Source organism: Acetobacter nitrogenifigens DSM 23921 = NBRC 105050 (genome assembly GCF_000429165.1).
GTDB lineage: Bacteria > Pseudomonadota > Alphaproteobacteria > Acetobacterales > Acetobacteraceae > Acetobacter > Acetobacter nitrogenifigens.
Genome location: NZ_AUBI01000003.1, coordinates 328260 through 348111, shown reverse-complemented (window position 1 = coordinate 348111; position 19852 = coordinate 328260). Strand labels below are relative to the sequence as shown.

At 61.0% G+C, this 19852-nt stretch carries 18 protein-coding genes and 1 riboswitch; of the genes, 13 read left to right on the top strand and 5 right to left on the bottom strand.

Annotated elements, in window-relative coordinates:
- Positions 1–117 precede the first annotated feature (117 nt).
- Entirely contained in the window at positions 118–663 is a 546-nt protein-coding gene (locus G442_RS0106510; protein WP_026397347.1) for a GNAT family N-acetyltransferase, read from the top strand.
- A 232-nt stretch (positions 664–895) separates the two neighbouring features.
- On the opposite strand, the gene G442_RS0106505 is transcribed toward G442_RS0106510, so the two are convergent.
- Complete coding sequence (locus G442_RS0106505) at positions 896–1309, bottom strand: hypothetical protein (protein ID WP_026397346.1); 414 nt, start codon at positions 1307–1309, stop codon at positions 896–898.
- A gap of 210 nt (positions 1310–1519) precedes the next feature.
- Positions 1520–2833, bottom strand: a complete 1314-nt coding sequence (locus G442_RS0106500) for a UDP-glucose dehydrogenase family protein (protein WP_035376249.1) — start codon at positions 2831–2833, stop codon at positions 1520–1522.
- Between the two features lie 320 nt (positions 2834–3153).
- Between G442_RS0106500 and G442_RS0106495 the strand changes: the two genes are divergently transcribed.
- From G442_RS0106495 to G442_RS0106460, 8 genes are all read left to right on the top strand, one after another.
- On the top strand, positions 3154–3939 hold the full coding sequence (locus G442_RS0106495) for an MlaE family ABC transporter permease (protein ID WP_026397344.1): 786 nt from the start codon (positions 3154–3156) through the stop codon (positions 3937–3939).
- A complete protein-coding gene (locus G442_RS0106490; protein ID WP_026397343.1) occupies positions 3936–4757 on the top strand; it encodes an ABC transporter ATP-binding protein in 822 nt (273 codons plus the stop codon). Before G442_RS0106495 ends, G442_RS0106490 begins: the two co-directional genes overlap by 4 nt.
- Positions 4758–4876: 119 nt before the next feature.
- On the top strand, positions 4877–5035 hold the full coding sequence (locus G442_RS24955; RefSeq protein WP_154660355.1) for a hypothetical protein: 159 nt from the start codon (positions 4877–4879) through the stop codon (positions 5033–5035).
- A 57-nt stretch (positions 5036–5092) separates the two neighbouring features.
- Positions 5093–6037, top strand: coding sequence for a threo-3-hydroxy-L-aspartate ammonia-lyase (locus tag G442_RS0106480; RefSeq protein WP_026397342.1), 945 nt, complete (start codon positions 5093–5095; stop codon positions 6035–6037).
- 154 nt (positions 6038–6191) lie between these two features.
- Positions 6192–7517 carry an MFS transporter gene (locus tag G442_RS0106475; protein WP_026397341.1) on the top strand — a complete coding sequence of 442 codons (1326 nt, stop codon included), beginning with the start codon at positions 6192–6194 and terminating at the stop codon, positions 7515–7517.
- A 37-nt stretch (positions 7518–7554) separates the two neighbouring features.
- A complete protein-coding gene (locus G442_RS0106470) occupies positions 7555–8982 on the top strand; it encodes an amidohydrolase (RefSeq protein WP_026397340.1) in 1428 nt (475 codons plus the stop codon).
- A gap of 145 nt (positions 8983–9127) precedes the next feature.
- Entirely contained in the window at positions 9128–10567 is a 1440-nt protein-coding gene (locus tag G442_RS21120; RefSeq protein WP_035376248.1) for an amidase, read from the top strand.
- Between the two features lie 195 nt (positions 10568–10762).
- On the top strand, positions 10763–11860 hold the full coding sequence (locus G442_RS0106460; RefSeq protein ID WP_035376247.1) for a purine-nucleoside phosphorylase: 1098 nt from the start codon (positions 10763–10765) through the stop codon (positions 11858–11860).
- A gap of 101 nt (positions 11861–11961) precedes the next feature.
- Here the strand turns inward: G442_RS0106460 and G442_RS0106455 are convergent, their stop codons facing one another.
- Positions 11962–12768: a glycosyltransferase family protein gene (locus tag G442_RS0106455; RefSeq protein WP_146882295.1), complete on the bottom strand. Its 807-nt coding sequence runs from the start codon at positions 12766–12768 to the stop codon at positions 11962–11964.
- Positions 12769–13339: 571 nt separating this feature from the next.
- Here G442_RS0106455 and cbiB point away from each other — a divergent pair.
- The gene (gene cbiB, locus G442_RS21115; RefSeq protein WP_246789348.1) at positions 13340–14488 is read left to right on the top strand and encodes an adenosylcobinamide-phosphate synthase CbiB; all 1149 of its coding nucleotides are present in this window, start codon (positions 13340–13342) and stop codon (positions 14486–14488) included.
- Between the two features lie 4 nt (positions 14489–14492).
- Positions 14493–15116 (top strand): 5,6-dimethylbenzimidazole synthase, encoded by a 624-nt coding sequence (gene bluB / locus G442_RS0106445; protein ID WP_026397337.1) that lies wholly within the window; start codon positions 14493–14495, stop codon positions 15114–15116.
- A gap of 842 nt (positions 15117–15958) precedes the next feature.
- Here bluB and G442_RS0106435 read toward each other — a convergent pair.
- A complete protein-coding gene (locus tag G442_RS0106435; RefSeq protein WP_211229123.1) occupies positions 15959–17392 on the bottom strand; it encodes a cobyric acid synthase in 1434 nt (477 codons plus the stop codon).
- A gap of 22 nt (positions 17393–17414) precedes the next feature.
- The gene (gene cobO / locus G442_RS0106430) at positions 17415–18053 is read right to left on the bottom strand and encodes a cob(I)yrinic acid a,c-diamide adenosyltransferase (protein ID WP_035376298.1); all 639 of its coding nucleotides are present in this window, start codon (positions 18051–18053) and stop codon (positions 17415–17417) included.
- A gap of 51 nt (positions 18054–18104) precedes the next feature.
- Positions 18105–18318: riboswitch (cobalamin riboswitch) on the top strand.
- Between the two features lie 8 nt (positions 18319–18326).
- Between cobO and G442_RS0106425 the strand changes: the two genes are divergently transcribed.
- Entirely contained in the window at positions 18327–18776 is a 450-nt protein-coding gene (locus G442_RS0106425) for a DUF1636 family protein (RefSeq protein ID WP_246789347.1), read from the top strand.
- Between the two features lies 1 nt (position 18777).
- Positions 18778–19848, top strand: coding sequence for a cobalamin biosynthesis protein CobW (gene cobW / locus G442_RS0106420; protein ID WP_026397333.1), 1071 nt, complete (start codon positions 18778–18780; stop codon positions 19846–19848).
- Positions 19849–19852 lie beyond the last annotated feature (4 nt).

The following is a 19852-nucleotide window of genomic DNA, read 5'->3' as shown; positions in this document are numbered from 1 at the left end:
GCCACGCCATCTCTTGCCGCATCGCGAATTCAGACCCGCCTGTTCATTCTCGCCCCTGCTCTGTCTGCTTTTCGCCTCTGACACATTTCACGCCCGCACACTGGAGCCGAACCCACGATGATCACCTCCGATCGCCTGCTTCTCCGACCGCATACCCCTGAAGACCTTGAGGCCATACTGGCGGTAACGACTGACGCCGCCGTTAATCAATTCATCCGGGGCATGCCAACGACCCGTGAAGAGGCGTGGCGCAGATTCCTTCAACACACGGGGCACTGGAGTCTGTTTGGTTACGGAATGTTCGCTGTCGTCGAGCGCGCGACCGGAACTGTCATGGGGGAACTGGGGCTGGCGAATTTTCACCGCGGGCTCAGCGCGTCCTTCGACGGCTCACCAGAGGCAGGATGGCTGCTCAAGGGGGCGTTCCACGGCAAGGGTTACGCGTCTGAAGCAATGTCGGCCGTGTTTCGCTGGTTCGATGAAACGCGCTCCGAGCTACGGACCGTCTGTATCATAGACCCCGACAACGCCAGTTCGATCCAACTCGCCACCCGGCTGGGATTCAATCCTTTCGGAGCATCGGAATATCGCGGAACCACCGTCACCATGTTCGAGCGCCAACGACCTCCGCTCGGGCGTGAAGCGTCTCACTTGTCAAACTGACGGGCTCGAACCGATTAATCCTCGGCCTGATGGCCCCATCGTCGACGACGGGTCGATGGGGCCGCCTCCTTTGGCCTGAACCCCCAACCCGCTTCTCGCATCCGTCCGATCGAGTGCGCTCTGCGTCATCGAACCCACGTGGCTGATGAGGCCATCTTCGCTGAAGCGACGTCCGGCAATTTTTACTGATTAGCACCCCGATAACGCTCGGTCAGCACACGTCGCCAGATGATTACTGCACCTTGCGTTGCTGAGTTTTCGACGGAGCGTGAGGCGCCAATCCTGGGCGACGGAGAATCACTTCACGGAACCGGGCGTCGCGCTCCGCCCATCCCTCGTCCAAGGCGTTACGCCAGAGAATCACCAAAGCGATCAGCAATGGCGCGAAAATAGACAAGAACAGAAACGTCATCAGCGCGACAAACCCATGCCACTCCATACGTTTCCCTTCCGGCGCCTCCGAGGGCGGCTGTCCATACAATGACGAAATATCGCTCTTCAAAAATAGGACTGCATTGCGATTCGGCAAGATGGGACGACGTCGATCAGCTACGCCGCCGCCCAGCCCCCCTCTTCGCGAAAGCGGAATAGGCGGCAGCCAGAACGCTTTAGTGGTCAGACCGTTTTCGAAACTCCGGTCAGGCATGCCGGTTCACAAGTGCAGGCTTCCAGGGCAGCCATTTGCGGCCTACCGCCCAATCCGCCCATGTAGCGCTGATGCGCGCACAAATGCTCCACCGCAACGAAGCGATGAAAAGAGTAACGGCCCGGGAAACCCGGGCCGTTACTCTTTATTGCATCGACAAATCTTTGTCCCAGTCGGCGCCCACCGCTCCGGCGACGGGCGCCCCTTGCGTCAGGGCCGTCCCACAGACTGGTATTGCAGGCCCGCAGCTCGCATTGCGGCCGGGTCGAAGATGTTGCGCAGGTCGACCACGACATCGCCCTTCATGGCTTCCTTGAGCGCTTTGGGCGCAACCGCACGGAACACGTTCCACTCGGTCAGAACCACCAGAGCGTCCGCATTCGTCGCTGCGTCGATCGCATCCGTGCAATATGCGACGGATGGCGGAAGACCGGGCTTGGCCGCATCCATTCCGACCGGATCGTAAGCGCGGATCTTCGCGCCAGCTTCGGCCAGACGATGCAGGATCGGCAGCGACGGCGCCTCACGCATATCATCCGTCTCCGGCTTGAAGGTCAGCCCCAGCACCGCGATACTCTTGCCTTCCACGGAACCGCCACACGCCGCAATGATGCGACCAGCCATGCCGATCTTGCGAGCGTCATTGACCTGCACGGTGGTCTCGACCAGACGGCAGGGGCTACCGGCTTCCTGCCCGATACGGGACAGCGCGAGCGTGTCCTTGGGGAAACATGAGCCGCCGTAACCCGGACCGGGGTGCAGGAATTTGCGGCCGATACGCCCGTCGAGCCCCATGCCCTTGGCCAGATCATGCACATCCGCGCCGAGTTTTTCGCAGAGACTGGCCATCTCATTGATGAACGATATCTTCATCGCGAGGAACGAGTTCGACGCGTATTTGGTCAATTCCGACGTCTCAAGCGACGTGAAGAGAAGCGGCGCCTCGATCAGCGACAGAGGGCGATAAACCTTGCGCATGACCGCTTCCGCACGCGCGACTCTTTCCGGACGTGTGCGATCAAGACCGATAATCACACGATCTGGCCGCATGAAATCGCCGATCGCGTTGCCTTCGCGCAGGAACTCCGGGTTGGAGGCCACATCGAAATCCGCATCCGGGCGGGCTGCACGGATAATTTCGGCAATCCGGCGGCTCGTTCCCGCGGGAACGGTGGACTTCGTGACCACCACCGCATAGCCCGTCAGAGCGTTGGCGATCTGTTCCGCCGCTGCGTGGACATACTGCATGTCCGCCGCCCCGTCGCCGTTGCGCGGGGGCGTGCCGACGGCGATGAACACCGCTTCGGCTCCCGCCACGGCCACGGCGATGTCATCGCCGAACGTCAGGCGTCCTGCCTGCATGTTGGTTTCGACAAGCTTGTCCAGGCCGGGCTCGTAGATGGGAATACGCCCTTCGCGCAGCGCCGCGAGGCGGCTGGGGCTTGTTTCCACCACGGCGACCTCGATGCCGAACTCAGCGAAACACGCGGCTGACACGAGGCCGACATAGCCGCCTCCGATCATTGCAATACGCACTGGTTCCTCCTTGCCATTTCGGCTTCGCTTCAGGTGTGCAGGCGGTCTGTAGAGAGGTTTACCGTTTTATTAACGGTAGGCGACTTGACCCTGTATAGGCCACACAGGTCAAGCGGGCAGATACCCTTTTTTGGCGATGAAATACGACATCCGTCTGTCAATCGGCGAAAAAATTTATCGCACTGGTCGGAGGGGCGCTTTGACGCGCGCCGGGTCTCGGGCTACGGCTTGAGCATGCACCTGATATCCCTTGCTCCACAAGGACACGTTTCGACGCGCTCGCAACGCGGTCGGACCGAACCTTCTGCATGAACGCGCTTCTCGATTTGATCGCCGTGATCGGACGCCACGTGCTGGAAGCAGCGCGAGGCGCCGGAGCCCTCGCGATGTTCGCCGTTGAGGGCCTGCTTCACGCCGTAAGGCCGCCCTTCTACTGGCGCGTGTTCGGCGGCGCCCTGATGGACACCGGCTACCTATCGCTGCCCGTCGTGGCCATGACGGCGCTGTTCGCGGGCGGGGTGATCGCGCTGCAGTCATACACTGGCTTCGCGCAGTACCACGTGCAAAGCGCTATCGCCGGAATCGTCGTGCTTTCGGTTACGCGCGAACTTGGGCCGGTGCTGGCGGGATTGATGGTCGCCGGACGCGTCGGCGCGGCGATGGCGGCGCAGATCGGCACCATGCGCGTGACCGACCAGATCGACGCGCTGACAACCCTTCGCACAAGCCCGATGAAATACCTCGTGACGCCGCGTCTGTTGGCTGGATTGATCTCCCTACCCCTGCTCGTCGTGGTCGCGGACATTCTGGGCGTCGCCGGCGGCTTTACAGTGTCTGTCGTGAAGCTGGGCTTCGCGCCCGCGGCCTATATCTCCGCCACGATCAACGCTGTGAAACCGATCGACATCACGGTCGGGCTGGTCAAGGCTGCGGTGTTCGGCTTCATCATCGCCCTTATGGGATGCTATTACGGCTATTCCAGCCGCGGCGGAGCCGAAGGCGTCGGCAGCGCCACCACCTCGGCGGTCGTGTCGGCGTCGATACTCGTCCTCGCCTTCGACTATCTGCTAACCGACCTGTTTTTCGCCCAATGACCGACGCATTCACGCCCTCTGCGCGCACGCCGAAAATCCGTATTCGCGGGCTGCACAAATCGTTCGGCGGCAAGCACGTCCTGAACGGAATAGATCTCGACGTCGAAGAAGGAACTTCCTTCGTCGTCATCGGCGGTTCCGGTAGCGGAAAATCCGTGTTGCTGCGCTGCATCCTCGGGCTGATCGCCCCGGATGCAGGAACGATCGAGATCGACGGCGTGAATTTGCTCACGGCGTCTCGCGGCAAGCGGGAAGAGCTGATCGGCGAGATCGGCATGCTCTTTCAAAACGCTGCGCTGTTCGACAGCCTGCCCGTCTGGGAGAACGTGGCGTTCGGACTTCTTGCGCCGGAAACGAAGAAGCATAACGACAAGCATCCCCGCCTGACCCGCGCGCAGGCGCGCGAAAGAGCAGGCGAGGTCCTGACGCAGGTAGGGCTGGATCCGTCCGTCGGCGCCCTTTACCCGTCCGAACTTTCGGGCGGCATGCAGAAGCGCGTCGGCCTCGCCCGCGCAATCGCCGACCGGCCTGACATCCTGTTTTTTGACGAACCGACCACCGGCCTCGATCCGATCATGGGCGCCGTCATCGACGGGTTGATCGTCGATTGCGTCAAGAAGCTGGGCTCAACAGCCATCGCCATCACCCATGACATGGCGTCCGCCCAGAGAATCGGCGATCAGGCCGCCATGCTCTACCAGGGCCGTCTGGTATGGCGTGGCGCAGCGAGTTGCCTGATGAACAGCGGCAACGCGATGGTCGACCAGTTCACGCATGGCCGTCGCGAGGGGCCGATCACGATGGAGTTGCGACGCTAGACGCCGCCCCTTGTGCCGTCGCCCGACAGGCGGCCATACTCTATCAAAACCAGCGTGGAAATGCGGGAGCTACCTGCCCCGTCCCGTCAAAAAACAGCCTGCGGAGTTTCTGGCCGATCATGAAGCGTGTCCTCATTCTGGCGCTCGGCGCGATGGTCCTGTCCGGGTGTTCGTTGTTCGGCGGCGGAGACAATCCGAAGAAGCACCTGACGCAGAAGCAGCAGTGGGAAGCCCTTGGCTACAGGGACGGCCTGCAAAGCGTGAAACAGGGACCCTGACCCTTTAACGCTGGTGGAAATGCGGAGCGTCCGACCACTCTATGACGAGGCTTTTTCATGAGCGACGCGCCTGTAGCCGAAGACGTCCGCGCCGCCGCCGCGCGCATTAAGGGCCTTGCCCACCGAACGCCCGTCCTTCGCTCCCGCACGCTTGATGACCGCGTCGGGGCGACGTTGTTTTTCAAGGCCGAGACTTTCCAGCGGACAGGCGCTTTCAAGTTTCGCGGCGCAGCGAACGCCATCGCGCGACTGACGCCCGAACAGCGCCGTCTGGGCGTCGTCGCGTTCTCGTCCGGCAACCACGCACAGGCCATCGCACTGGCAGCACGCTGCGCCGATGTCCCAGCGGTGATCGTGATGCCGAAGGACGCCCCCGCCATCAAGCTGGAAGCGACGCGAGGTTATGGGGCCGAGATCGTCCTTTATGACCGTTACGCCGAGGATCGGCAGGCGATCGGCGCGCGGCTGGCGGACGAACGCGGGCTGACGCTGATTCCCCCTTTCGATCATCCGGACATCATCGCCGGACAGGGCACCGCAGCGCTGGAACTGCTTGAAGAAACGGGGCCGCTCGACCTGCTCCTGGCCCCGCTGGGTGGCGGCGGGTTGTTGGCCGGAACCGCGCTCGCCGCGTCGCTGCTCTCGCCCGATTGCCGAGTCATAGGGGTCGAGCCGGAAGCTGGCGACGACGGCAAGCGGTCATTCGCAGCTGGCCGGATCATCTCGATCCCCGTTCCGGCTACGATCGCCGACGGAGCCCAGACAACGGCGCTCGGGCAGCTGACCTTCAGAATCATCCGCGAGCGCGTGACGGCGATCGAGACCGCGACTGACGAGCAGTTGCGCAGCACGATGCGTACGCTCGCCACCCGTATGAAGCTGGTCGTGGAGCCTACCGGCTGCCTCGCCGCCGCAGCCGTTCTGGAAGGCGTCGTTCCCGTTGCGGGCAAGCGGGTAGGGATTATCCTGTCCGGCGGAAACGTGGATTTCGGTTCGCTGTAAGCTTCTTTCACACGACGTAGTGGCCAGCATCGTGATCAACCGACGCCAAACGTTTCGCTCCCGATTGCATCCGCTCCGTCGAACTGTTCATACTGCGCGGGATTCGTCGGGTCCTTGACGGGCTGGCGGGCGCACACCCTGAATCGGAACGGGCATGACGCACTCTAGACCGACGAAAGCGCGGAGCACGCTGGTCATCACAGCCGCCTGCATCGGAAATTTTCTCGAATTCTATAATTTTATGGCGTTCGCCTTCTTCGCGCCCATGATCGCCCGTGCGTTCTTTCCGGGCGAAAACTGGCTCATGCAGTTGTTCTACGCGCTGATGACGTTCGCGGTCGGCTTCGTACTGCGCCCGGTGGGCGCCTTCGTGATGGAGCGTTACTCCCGCCGTGAGGGGCGCAAGGCTTCGTTGATGGTCACCTTCCTGCTGATGGCCATAGGCTCTCTGCTGCTGGCCGCCACGCCCCCTGCGGCCTCTATCGGGCTGCTGGCGCCGCTGTTGATTGTCGTTGCGCGCATGTTGCAAGGCTTTTCCGACGGCGGGGAAGTCGGCCCTGCGACCGCCCTGATCTTCGACGCCGCACCCGAGCGAATGGGGGGCATGCTCGGTTCTCTGCAATATATGACGCAGTTGCTCGGTTCTCTGGTGGCCGTGGTCATTGGTCTGGCGCTTTCGGAGCTGCTGTCTCACGACGCGCTCTATAGCTGGGGATGGCGCGTTCCGTTCGTTCTCGGCCTTCTCATCGTGCCGGTCGGATTGGTGCTCCGGCGTCTGGCCTTCTCAGATGAGGGCGCACAAGTCCTTGATCGTCAGGTTCCTCTCTCCGCTTCGACACCGCACGAAAAAGCAGCTCTACGTCAGGCGGTGTTCTTCGTTTTCATCGGGATCATGTGCGGCACGATTTCGACGTATCTGCGCAATTTCGGCGTCAGCTACGCCGTGACGGTTCTCGGCCTGTCGCCCTCCATCAGCATGATGGGCATGGTCGCGGGGCTGACCGCCGGACTCGTCGGCATTCTGATCGGCATCAGGATCGCCACGCGCCAGTCAGACGCCCGAGCGATCGTTGTTTCCGTAGGCCTGCTCAACGCTGTTCTCAGCGTGCCGCTATATTATTACGCCATTCATGTGCCGGGACTGGGCAGCCAACTTGCCCTTAATGTCACGATGTTCCTGCTGTCGAGCATTACCGCCGTCGGACTTTGGCAGGCGATGCTCGATGCGCTGCCCACGGGAGCCCGTTCGTCCCTGTTTGGAGTTATCTACGCACTGGCCGTCTCGACATTCGGCGGCATGACGCAACCCGCCACGGCCTGGCTGATCGCCAAAACCCATGACCCGATGACGCCTGCATACATGATGGCCTTCGTCCTACCCGCCGGTCTCCTCGTTTATCTTCGTCTTCACACCCTAGCGCGGCGCAATGTCGAGCATGTGAATCCAGAAGAGATCGCGCGGGCGTTGATGGCTGAATGACCACCCGAAATCTTCTGAACACATATTGGAGATCGTCATGAAAAATTCCGACCAGATATGGGATCTCGTCGACGCTCATGCAGCGCCTCTGGTCGCGCTGAGTGACGATGTCTGGGAAGTCCCGGAACTTAATTTCGGCGAATTCAAATCATGCGCGCTGCACGCCAGCGCGCTGGAAAACGAAGGGTTCGCCGTCACCCGCGACGTCGCCGGTCTGCCCACTGCCGTCATGGGCGAGGCTGGGGAAGGCGGTCCGATCATCGCGTTTCTTGGAGAGTTCGACGCCCTGCCGAACCTGAGCAACGCCGCGGGCGTCACCGAGCACGCACCGCTTCCCGGCAGCGGCAACGGTCATGCCTGCGGCCACAATCTGCTCGGCTCGGCGGCGCTTCTGGCGGCCACGGCGGTCAAATCCTGGCTGGCGGCCAACAATGTTCCGGGCCGCGTCCGTTATTACGGATGTCCGGCCGAGGAAGGTGGCGCCGGAAAAAGCTTCATGGTGCGGGCTGGCGTTTTCGATGGCGTGGACGCCGCCGTTTCTTGGCATCCGCTCTGCTTCGCGGGTGTGTTTCCGCCAAACTCTCTCGCCAACATACGCATAGATTTTACGTTCACCGGCAAGGCGGCGCACGCCGCCGCCGCGCCGCATCTCGGCCGCTCCGCCCTGGACGCCGCCGAGTTATTGAACGTCGGCGTCAATTACCTGCGCGAACACATGCTGCCGACCTCGCGCATTCATTATGCCTACCTCGACGCAGGCGGCGTGGCGCCTAATGTCGTGCAATCGAAAGTGGTCATTCGCTACACGGTTCGCGCACTCGAACTCGGCGACATGATGGCTCTGGCCGACAGAGTGCGTAAAGTCGCCGACGGCGCCGCCATGATGACGGAAACTTCGGTTTCGGCGGAGATCATTAGCGGCATGGCGAACCTTCTTCCCTGCCCGCCCCTTGAGCGCGCTATGCACGCAAACCTCGAACGGCTCGGGCCGCCGCCGTTCGACGACGCGGACCGCGCCTTCGCTCTTGAAATGCAGAAGACATTTCCGCGCGAAGACATCCTGTCAGCCTTCCGCGCGGTAGGCCTCCCTCCGGCTCCGGATGAGCCGTTATGCGCGTCAATCCTGCCGCTCGCGACAACAAGGATGTCTCTGGGCTCCACCGATGTCGGCGACGTAAGCTGGACAGTGCCAACCGTACAGGCGCTGGGCGCCACATGCGCCGTCGGCACACAGTTGCACTCGTGGCAGATGACGGCGCAGGGCAAATCCTCGGTCGCGCACAAGGGCATGATCCATGTCGCGAAAGTCATGGCCATGACCGCGATCGATCTCTTGACGGACGAAACGCTGCTCACCCGGGCGAAAGCGGACCACGCCGACCGTCTGCGCGTCCAGCCGTATATCAGCCCGATCCCGGCCGACGTGCAGCCGCCGGTGCGACAGGCCCCGGATCAGGCGGCCTGACGCACGCCCCTCGCCCGTTCACGTCACATCGTGAACGCGGCGACAGGTTCCAGAAATATATTAAAAATCGCACACACTTCCAAAATTTTATTTCGTGTCAATTGAAAACCACGAAACCACCCATCCGCAAGGGGAAAGAGCGACCATGACCGCGATCACCGATATGACCGCCTGCGCGCTGAAAGACGCCATCCACGCGCGCTCCGTCTCCGCGCAGGAGGTCATGCGCGCGCATCTGAACCAGATCGCCGCCGAAAATCCTTCCTGCAACGCGATCGTGTCTCTCGCTGACGAAGGCGCGCTGCTTGCCGAAGCCGCAGCACAGGACGAACTGGCGGCGCGCGGAGAGTTCGCCGGCCCGCTACACGGATTCCCTCACGCGATCAAGGATCTTTCGCCAGCGCGTGGTTTCCCAACAAGTATGGGATCGCCGCTTTTCGCCGGAACTATGGCGCAGAAAGACGGCCTAGCGGTTTCCAGAGTGCGGGAGGCAGGAGCCATCATTATCGGCAAGACGAACGCGCCGGAGTTCGGCTTCGGCTCCAACACCGTCAACCCCGTGTTCGGCGCAACGCGCAATCCGTACGACCTCGACCGTTCGGCGGGCGGCAGCAGCGGCGGCGCTGCCGTGGCGCTGGCGACGCGCATGACGCCTCTGGCCGATGGCAGCGACTTTGGCGGATCGTTACGCAATCCTGCCGGGTGGAACAATGTCTTTGGTTTCCGTCCGACATCCGGGCGCGTGCCCAAGGATCCCGGCGAGGACGTTTTTTTCAGCCAGCTCGGTTACGAAGGACCGATGGCGCGCACGATCGACGATCTTGCCCTACTTCTGTCTGTGCAGGCGGGTTACGATCCTCGCCACCCTTTATCCCTGCGCGACGATCCTGCCGCTTTCGCGCACCCGGGCGAACGGGATTGTCGGGACCTGAAGGTCGGTTGGCTTGGCGACATGGGCGGATCGTTGCCCATGGAGGATGGCGTCCTCGATGTCTGCCGCCATGCGCTCGCGGCGTTTGAGACGACCGGCGCGCGCGTGGAGGAAGTCGACTTTCCCCTCTCCGAGCCGGAGATCTGGAACACATGGCTCGCGTTGCGGCATTGGGGCGTCGGCAACGCAGTTCGCCCACTCTACGACGATCCATCGAAGCGCAAGCTACTCGCGCCGCATGTCGTCTGGGAGATCGAAGGCAGCATCAGGCAGACCGGACGGGACATCCACGAGGCTGGCGTGGCGCGCACGAAACTCTATCGCGCTTTCGCCTCCCTGTTCGAACGTTTCGACGTTCTCGCTCTGCCGACAGCGCAGCTTTTTCCGTACTCCCTCGAAAAGATGTGGCCAGAGGCGATCGCAGGCGTAGCGATGGACACCTATCATCGCTGGATGGAGGTCACATTCGCCGTCTCCCTCAGCGGTTGCCCGGCGCTCGCCGTACCGGCGGGGTTCGGCGGCGCCCGCAATCTGCCGATGGGGCTGCAACTTGTGGCGCCGTATCACCACGACCTCGACCTGCTTCGCATCGGGCGCGCATACGAGCGGGTGGCAGAGTGGACTGCGATCAGACCTGATCGAAAAGGTGCCTGATATCGCCTGCGCTCCATCGCAGCAGTAATGTCAGCGCCCTGAACTGACGACGCGTTTCGCGCGATGTTTTCCAACGCGAAGTTATTTTCACCATATGCGGGAAACTGTGCTGAACTGCGAGGGACAAAAGGCGCCGGGGCCGCACTCTCGTGCTTTTTTAAGATTTCAATTCTGGACCATACACGGGGTGCTTCCATGAAAATTTCTACCCGCAGCGCAACCTTTCTCGCCCTTGTTTCCGCCCTCGCATTAACTGCCTGCGCATCCAGTGAGTCGACGAGCACTCCCGCAGCCCGGATTGTCGCCTCCGCCCCGAAGGTCATCGTCGTAGCGGGGTGGGAGAATGGCGCGGATTCTGGCGACGCGCCGGGCGAATATCAGGACTGGGTGGAGCGCGAGCATCTGGACGAAGTCGTGCCGGTCCGCGGCGTGCCGGACGCGATACTTCGGCGGAACAAGGAAGGGGTCTACGGCCTTGTGCTGCGCCATGGCGCAACCGACCTGATGGCGTTGGCGCTGGACCCACATTTCGACCTGCACCACAGCTACTGGATATTTACCGGCATTTCCGGCGTCGATCCGAGCGTCGCTTCCGTCGGCAGTGTTGCATGGGCGCGCTGGGTGGTGGACGGCGACGCCCTCCGCGAAATCGACGACCGCGACATTCCGAAGGGCTGGCCTTACGGCCTCTACGCCATCGGCGCCGACAAGCCCGACACATTGCCGTCGGACGCCAATCATTATGGCTCGGTCACGGACATGGACGAACTCAGCAAGGCTTATCCGCTAAACGCCGGTCTGGCGCAGTGGGCTTACGCCATAAGCCGCACGGCAAGCTTGTCGGACGACCCGGAAATCGCCCGACGCCGCGCCGCATGGAAAGGTTTTCCGAACGCGCAGAGACCGCCCTTCGTGCTGATGGGCGAAACGCTTGGGGCCCTGCGCTACTGGCATGGTCAGTCACGCAACCGCTGGGCCGAACGCTGGGTTTCTCTCTGGACGCACGGCAAGGGCGTTTTCGTCATGACGAATGAAGAGAGCCAGACAAACCAGATCGAAATGAGGTTGCTGGCCGATCGCGGCTATCTCGACGCGCGCCGGATCATGGTGCTGCGCTCGGGCAGCAACTTCGACATGCCGCCGCCGGGGAAAAACGCGGCGAAGTCCATGGGCGACGAAGGACCGGGGCAAACAGTAGCGTTCGATAATAACGAGCGCGCCGGAGCGCCAGTCATCGCTGCACTTCTCGCTCATTGGGCGGATTACGAAGACCATATCCCGTCGTCGGAATGACGCGCGGCTGCGCCAGCGCTCAAGCGGGACGTTGGCGGGGATTCTCTCGCCAGCGCCCATCAAACGATTATTAAAAATTTTATTTTATATATAGATATTTTTTAAATATAAAACCGACCCGTGTCACGAATTTCTTTTTCCAGATGCACACCCAGTGCCCGTCGATCCGATGGTTCCTTGAACAGGTCATTTAATCCCAAGTTGTCCGGGACGCGAGATTTCATACCAGAAACCCTGGTTCTCAAACTATGATGCGGTATTTTCAGGTCCGGCTCGCTTAGGGAATAATACACCTCAGCCAACCTGTCATAGTCGTGCGTTTCGAACAGAAAGTAATCAATTAATCCCTCTGGTTGACGCTCCGGAAGGTAAAGGGGTTCGAAGAAAACCCCATATCCGTAGCGGTATTCATCATAACGTCGCAATTTTTCTTCACGCTGCGCGCGCGTCCGAATGATCCATTCGAAATGGACAATATATAAATCGCTGGAAAAACGGGACCATTTATCGATGTAAAACCCCTCGCTATGCATTGCCGGGACATATTCGACTTCCTGAGGGCGAAACAGCCTCCAGGCATGATCCGCTCCCGCGTGCAGCGCCCTGTCGGCCCAACGATCGGACCGACCGAACTTCAACGGTTGTCCGGGTTCATACCATGCCCACCTACGCGGAATCGCAACGGACTGCGCCTCAGCGGGAGGCTCCGGTCCGTCCAGCCGCTCGAAAAGCGCGTCCGAGGGAATCTCGTCGTCATGAATAAACAACGCCCATGGGGTCGTAACCACGTCCTTCACCAGAGGCATGATCGCTTCCGTGAAGGTAAAATCTTTAACTTCCACACACTGCGCGCCGTATTCGGCGGCTATCTGCCGCGTGTCGTCGGTGGTTCTGGCGTCAATCAGCAATATCGGCGCGACGCTCCGGGCTCGATAGTGCTCCAGAAGCGCTGACATCCATTTCCCGCTCTGTCGCGTCGGAATGACCACGGTATACCAACGTTGCATGTGCTTCACTTACTCCCTCTGTGATCGCGAAACGCTTCCGCCCCGTCATCCAAAAAAGACGCATCAGGGAGCAACTGATAAATATTTTTGTGGATTTCTGTGGTTTTCATTTAATTCTACTAATCTCAGACACGCCTTCACTGAACCGAATGAAGAGGCCCGAGATCTCTTATAGAACAAGCCATATGCATAATTTTGCCTTCGTGGTGAAAGCCCCTCCCGCATAATAATCAAAGCATTGGGCAGCATTCCAATTACCCGAGATGGGATACGTTAACTGATGATGCAGGTTCCATGCTTTCAGCATCACGCTGACTTGAGAGCCGCACGAACGATCCACCACACCGCCGCACGTAAATCGCCTCTGAGCGTCTCGACGACGACTGCTCGACGAACGGCAGGGACGTCTCTGGCCTTCCGTCATAAAACTGCCTAACGGACACAGCGAGACCAGAAGCACCCGAACCGTTCGATGGAAAGATCCCGACTTGGCGCATGCGTGCACCCCTGTCCCGTTCCGCTTGCGAGCCCCGCTCCTCTCTGCCCGTCGGCGCGCGCCTTGCTGAGCGGAGACTCGGTCGCGGCAATGCTGATCGCGCTGGCTCTGGACGCGATGATCGGCTGGCCGGACAGCGTATATTTGCGGATCGGCCATCCCGTGACGTGGCTCGGCAGGCTGATCGATCTGGGCGACCGGGACCTCAACCGCGAGGACGCAAGCAGCCTTTCCCGCCGCACCGCCGGCGCGATCTGCGCTTGCCTTACGATCGGTGTAGCCACGAGCGCTGGCCTGATCGCAGCCAAACTGTTACCCGGAGGATGGATCGGCTCAGTCCTGACCGGGGCGCTGGCGTGGCCGTTGGTCGCCGCGCATTCTCTGAACGATCACGTCGCGGCGGTCGCGAAGCCGTTGGCCGATGGTGATCTTTCCGGCGCGCGACGCGCCGTCTCCATGATCGTCGGACGCAACCCCGATCTGCTTGACGAAGCGGGGATCGCTCGGGCTGCGGCCGAAAGTCTGGCCGAAAACACGTCCGATGGCGTGATCGCCCCATTGTTCTGGGGAGCATTATTCGGGCTGCCCGGCATAGCCGCGTACAAGGCGATCAACACGCTTGATTCGATGATCGGCCATCGAACGCCCCGCCACGAAGCGTTCGGCTGGGCCGCGGCCCGGATCGACGACGTCGCCAATCTGGCTCCAGCTCGCATGACGGGGCTGATGTTCGCCCTCGTCTCCAGAAGACCTCTCATTGCGCTGCGTACGATTTGGCGCGACGCACGCTTCCACCGCTCCCCAAACGCCGGGTGGCCCGAGGCGGCATTCGCGGGCGCCCTCGACATTCGTCTTTCAGGACCGCGCGCCTATGCTGATCGCGTCGCCAACGAGCCGTGGCTCAACGGCGACGCGCCAGACCCGCAGGCTCGAGACCTCCTGCACGGACTGGCCCTGTACCGCAGGATGCTGGCGGCTTTGGCGGTGGTCATGGCTGCGATCGCGGTTTTGTCCGGGCATCATGATCCGCATTCGGGAGAACCGCCGGATTGCGCTGCGTCCCGACCATCGATAACCCACTGCGCCGGCCACACAAGGTTGGCCGACGAGACGCAGGGAAGCTGATTCGATGAAATTCACCCCCGAGGACACGGAGACCCTGCGCCGCATCCTGCGCTGGCGTCGGGATGTGCGCCATTTTCGGACTGATCCGATCGACGAGGCGATCATCGTCCGATTGCAAGATGCGATGGACCTGGCCCCTTCGGTCGGCAACGCCCGTCCGTGGCGCGTCGTCCGCGTTGACGACACCGCCCTGCGCGCCGCCGTCCGTGCGAATTTCACGCGTTGCAACGCTGAGGCCGCCGCCACGTATGACGGTCAAAAGCATGATGATTACCTGCGCCTGAAGCTTGCCGGTCTGGATCGGGCGCCTCTTCAACTCGCGGTTTTCACCGTCTCCGACCCCGACGAGGGTCATGCTCTGGGCCGTCGCTCCATACCGGACACGCTTCGCGCCTCTACGGATATGGCGATCCACAGTCTATGGCTTGCGGCCCGCACGGAAAATCTGGGGCTCGGCATGGTCTCCATTCTCGATCCGGCGTCCATGGAGACCCTGTTCGATTGCCCGCCCGACTGGCGTTTCTCCGCTTATCTTTGCATCGGCTATCCAGAGTTCGACGACGACATGCCGCTGTTGCATCGCGCCGGATGGCAAAAGAATCACGCGCACCCATGGGAGCAACGATAAGACCCAGCAACGTCACTAAGACGGGTAGGACCCGACTCCTCGTGACGCCATCCGACGCGTTTGCGCACGACGTCAACTTAATCTCACGGTTTATTTTTTAAAACATATTTTCTGATTTTCATTATATATTCATGAAAAATTTACCGATTGAGATTTTTTACTAAAAAACCGTAAGATAAAAATGATAGTAAGGAGGGGATTCCCAAAAGAGAAAAAATCAAAGAAGATATATTCAATATTGAGGTTATGAACCACGCCACATAAAATAGCACGAAGAATTCACCTTCCTTTCTTCTGGCTATTTTTAATATTGGATTTACTATAAATATTAATGATAATATCATATCAATTCCCAAAATTATCGCGAAATAGTGAAGTGGATTCCATGAAATAACACGAAAAACAAAAGGAATCATTATAAATGTGTATATTAAAATTTCAATAGTATTTGAGAGGAAAAACAATACAAATGCAAATTTTTTCATATTTCCACACTACAAAAAGGTGCATAGAATTCATTTATGCTCATGTTTAATCTTCCTTTTCCCTCGTTACATCTAAGATATATCTTCAGATCGACGACAAGAGATAGGGGGTAGAAGGATCGAAAAAACGTAAATTAATGCCGTGACATGGGTTTAAGACGCTTTTTTTCCTTTAGAACTTTAAAAAATGCTGATGACCACCCTGACAAAATCGCTTCTTAAAAAGATCGACTCTGATGCTTTTGCTCCGACCCGGTTCGCGGCAACCCTCACCTTCCTTCAGTAACGGCAAGCAGTAGTTGAGGCGTATCAGACTTCTTCGCCCGCTAGGGCGATCCCAGTTGAACGAATTGAGACCTACCTCGCTACGGCCAGCATACCGGCCACATCGCAATGCGCTTCCAGATGATCCGCCAAACCGCCGAGGACAGCGTTCACCCTCTCGCCATAGTTCAGGGCGGAAGGCGCCGCACCGAGCTGGCGCAGGAAGGCGCCACGAAACCGGTCGTCGGCGAACATGCCGTGCAGATAACTGCCCATGATCCGTCCGTTGGTCGAAACCGCCCCTTCGGGCGCGCCCGCCACATGTGCGAAGGGGTGATCAAGCGCGGCGCCTGTCGTCTCGCCAATGTGGATTTCGTATCCCGACAAGGGCGCGCCGCTGGCCGCATGGATAGCCTCCACCCGCGACAGGCGCTTTTCGGGCCGCATGACCGTGACCAGATCCAGCAGTCCAAGTCCTGGCGTATCCCCCGGCGCGCCTTCAAGTCCCAGCGGATCGTGGATCGCACGACCAAGCATCTGAAACCCGCCACAAATGCCAAGCACATGTCCGCCACGCCGCACATGTGCCGCGATGTCGATATCCCACCCCTGCGCCCGCAACCAGCCGATATCCGCTCGCGTCGATTTGGTTCCCGGCAGGATCACCAGATTCGTGTCGCCCGGAATGGCGCTTCCGGCGCCGATCATGGAAAGCGTGACGCCCGGTTCCTGCGCCAGCGGATCAAGATCGTCGAAATTGGCTATGCGGGAGAGAACCGGGACCGCAATACGCAGGGGACCAGAACCGGCGGCGCGGCGCAGGTCGAGCGCGTCCTCCGCAGGCAACAGCGCAGCGTCGGCGAAGTGGGGGATCACGCCAAAGCCGCGCCATCTTGCCCGGCGCTCGATAAGGGCGTACCCGTCATCGAACAGACTGGGGTCGCCGCGAAAACGGTTGATCAGAAACCCCGCCACCTGCGCTGCGTCTTCTGGCTCCAGCACTGCTTTCGTGCCGACGATCTGGGCGATCACGCCACCCCGGTCGATATCCCCAACGAGGATCACAGGCACGTCGGCAGCCCGCGCGAACCCCATATTGGCGATGTCGCCCGCGCGCAGATTCACCTCCGCCGGGCTGCCCGCGCCTTCGACGATGACGATATCCACGCTTCGACGCAGCCGGTCGAAACTCTCAAGCACCGGAGCCAGCAATTGCGGCTTGAGGCTGGCGTATTCGCGCGCTTTCACTGTTGCGAACCGTCGACCCTGCACGATCACCTGCGACCCGGTCTCCGACTCAGGCTTGAGCAGGACGGGATTCATGTCCGTGTGCGCGGCGCGCCCACAGGCCAGCGCCTGCAACGCCTGAGCCCGTCCGATCTCCCCACCGTCCGCCGTCACCGCCGCGTTGTTGGACATGTTTTGCGGTTTGAACGGCGCGACCGACAGCCCACGGCACCGCGCCGCGCGGCACAACCCCGCCACCAGCAGGGATTTGCCGACGTTGGAGCCCGTTCCCTGAATCATCAGCGCACGCACGGATAATGTCCTAGAATTCAACGCCCGCCTGCGCCTTGATCCCGGCGCGGAAGGGATGTTTCACCAGCGTCATTTCCGTCACCAGATCGGCCATCTCGATCAGCTCGGGTTTGGCGTTGCGTCCTGTCAGCACCACGTGGGTCATCGGCGGCTTTTCCTCACGCAGGAACGTCAGAACCTCGTCAAGGTCGAGATAGTCGTAGCGCAGGGCGATATTGATCTCATCCATCAACACCATCTGAATACGCGGGTCGCGGATCAATTCCTTCGCCTTCTCCCACCCCCTGCGGGCGGCGGCGATGTCGCGCTCCCGGTCCTGCGTCTCCCAGGTAAAGCCTTCGCCCATCGCATAGAACTGGCACAGATCGGCAAAGTTGGCTTCGATCAGCCGTCGCTCGCCAGTGTCCCAGGCGCCCTTGATGAACTGCACGACAGCGCAGGGCATGCCGTGGGCTATACAGCGCAGGATCATCCCGAAACCGGATGAGGATTTTCCTTTTCCCGTCCCGGTATGAACGATCAGCAGACCTTTCTCGCCCTGCTTGGTCGCCATGATCCTGTCGCGAGACGCTTTCCTCTTCGCCATCTTCTCGGCGTGGCGCGCATTATCGTCCTGACCATTGTCATCGTGATCAATATCGGTGGTCATGCCCGGCTCCAATCCCTGAGATGCGAACGCTTGACATGCCAGGCGCATTGCCCCAACAGCAAAATTGCTTGGTTCCGCTCTATAGACACATCTATCGAGAGGCGAAGAGGGAATGCGACAGGACGACGTCTGAAGCGCAGCCGCCCCCGCGACCGTGACCGGAAAGATCGCGCACAGCCACTGACGACAGTCGGGAAGGCCGCCCGATCATTGGGGAGACCCTGAATCCGCAAGCCGGGAGACCTGCCAGCGACGATACAACGGACAGCCGGGGTGCGCTGTGACCGGCTGAACGTCCCTCGCCGCCGCATTGTGGCGCGGGCGCGGCCGCGCACGCCTTTCCCGGCCGCAAGACAAGGCCGGGACATGAACGCGAAGCTCTACGTCTGCACGACCTGCCGCGCCGGAGAGCCGGTTGTGGAAGGCCAGCCCGTACCGGGCACGCGCCTGCACGCCGCCCTGACCGCGGCGGACGCGCCGGACGGCGTGACCATAATCCCCACTGAATGCCTTTCGGCCTGCAGCAACGGTTGCGCCGTGGCGCTCGCCGGGCCGGGACGATGGAGCTACGTCTACGGCCGCCTGACCGAAACCGACGCCCCCGACATCCTGAGTGGCGCTGCAGCCTATGCCACGACCGCTGACGGCATCGTGCCCTGGCGCGAACGCCCCGTGATTTTCCGCAAGCAGAGCCTTGCCCGCATTCCCCCGCAGGAGAACTGACATGTCCGCATCGACGCCGGCGACGACGCTCGAAAAAATTCCGGTCACCATCGTCACCGGCTTTCTCGGGGCGGGGAAAACCACGCTCATCCGTCACCTGATGACCAATCCGCAGGGCCGCAGGCTCGCCGTGCTGGTGAACGAATTCGGCACGCTCGGGGTGGACGGGGATATCCTCAAATCCTGCGCAGACGAGAACTGCCCCGAGGAAAACATCCTCGAACTGGCGAACGGCTGCATCTGCTGCACGGTTGCCGACGACTTCATCCCGACTGTCGAACGACTGATGGCGCTGCCGCAACGTCCGGATCACATCCTGATCGAGACTTCGGGCCTCGCGCTGCCCAAGCCGCTGCTCAAGGCGTTCGAATGGCCGGGCATCCGCTCGCGCATCACGGTAGATGGCGTCGTGACGCTGGCGGACGCGGAAGCCGTCGCGGACGGCCGCTTCGCCCCCGATCCGGCGGCGGTGGAGGCTCAGCGGCTGGCCGACGACAGCCTCGATCACGATACGCCGCTGGCGGAGGTGTTTGAAGACCAGCTTGCCTGCGCCGACATCGTGCTGCTGACCAAGGCTGATCTTGTGGACGCAGAGAAACTCGCCCGCGCCCGCGCAGCGATCACGGAGATTGCGCCACGTCCGCTGCCGATCGTCGCGATGAACGACGGCGTCATTGATCCGCAGGTCATCCTCGGGCTGGAAGCCGCCGCCGAAGACGACCTGGCCGCCCGCCCGTCGCACCACGACGGCCATGACGATCACGAACACGAGGATTTCGACAGCGTCGTCATCGACCTGCCGGAGATCGCCGATCCTGAGGAGCTGGCGGAGGCCGTCCGCATTCTCGCCCGTGAACAGCAGATCCTGCGCGTGAAAGGATATGTGGCCGTCGCTGGCAAGCCCATGCGTATGCTGCTGCAGGCGGTCGGCGAGCGCGTTCGGACACAGTACGACCGACCATGGGGCGCCGCGCCGCGCATGACGCGGCTGGTGGCGATCGCCGAGCACGATCATATTGATCCCGTCGCGATCCGCGCCGTGCTGGCGGGCCGGACCACACAGAAAGCGTAACCCG

Bases quoted from the DNA above. Each gene is read 5' to 3' on its own strand.
- G442_RS0106510 (WP_026397347.1), top strand. From the start codon at position 118: ATGATCACCTCCGATCGCCTGCTTCTCCGACCGCATACCCCTGAAGAC.
- G442_RS0106505 (WP_026397346.1), bottom strand. From the start codon at position 1,309: ATGCCTGACCGGAGTTTCGAAAACGGTCTGACCACTAAAGCGTTCTGG.
- G442_RS0106500 (WP_035376249.1), bottom strand. From the start codon at position 2,833: ATGATCGGAGGCGGCTATGTCGGCCTCGTGTCAGCCGCGTGTTTCGCT.
- G442_RS0106495 (WP_026397344.1), top strand. From the start codon at position 3,154: ATGAACGCGCTTCTCGATTTGATCGCCGTGATCGGACGCCACGTGCTG.
- G442_RS0106490 (WP_026397343.1), top strand. From the start codon at position 3,936: ATGACCGACGCATTCACGCCCTCTGCGCGCACGCCGAAAATCCGTATT.
- G442_RS24955 (WP_154660355.1), top strand. From the start codon at position 4,877: ATGAAGCGTGTCCTCATTCTGGCGCTCGGCGCGATGGTCCTGTCCGGG.
- G442_RS0106480 (WP_026397342.1), top strand. From the start codon at position 5,093: ATGAGCGACGCGCCTGTAGCCGAAGACGTCCGCGCCGCCGCCGCGCGC.
- G442_RS0106475 (WP_026397341.1), top strand. From the start codon at position 6,192: ATGACGCACTCTAGACCGACGAAAGCGCGGAGCACGCTGGTCATCACA.
- G442_RS0106470 (WP_026397340.1), top strand. From the start codon at position 7,555: ATGAAAAATTCCGACCAGATATGGGATCTCGTCGACGCTCATGCAGCG.
- G442_RS21120 (WP_035376248.1), top strand. From the start codon at position 9,128: ATGACCGCGATCACCGATATGACCGCCTGCGCGCTGAAAGACGCCATC.
- G442_RS0106460 (WP_035376247.1), top strand. From the start codon at position 10,763: ATGAAAATTTCTACCCGCAGCGCAACCTTTCTCGCCCTTGTTTCCGCC.
- cbiB (WP_246789348.1), top strand. From the start codon at position 13,340: ATGGAAAGATCCCGACTTGGCGCATGCGTGCACCCCTGTCCCGTTCCG.
- bluB (WP_026397337.1), top strand. From the start codon at position 14,493: ATGAAATTCACCCCCGAGGACACGGAGACCCTGCGCCGCATCCTGCGC.
- G442_RS0106435 (WP_211229123.1), bottom strand. From the start codon at position 17,392: ATGATTCAGGGAACGGGCTCCAACGTCGGCAAATCCCTGCTGGTGGCG.
- cobO (WP_035376298.1), bottom strand. From the start codon at position 18,053: ATGACCACCGATATTGATCACGATGACAATGGTCAGGACGATAATGCG.
- cobW (WP_026397333.1), top strand. From the start codon at position 18,778: ATGTCCGCATCGACGCCGGCGACGACGCTCGAAAAAATTCCGGTCACC.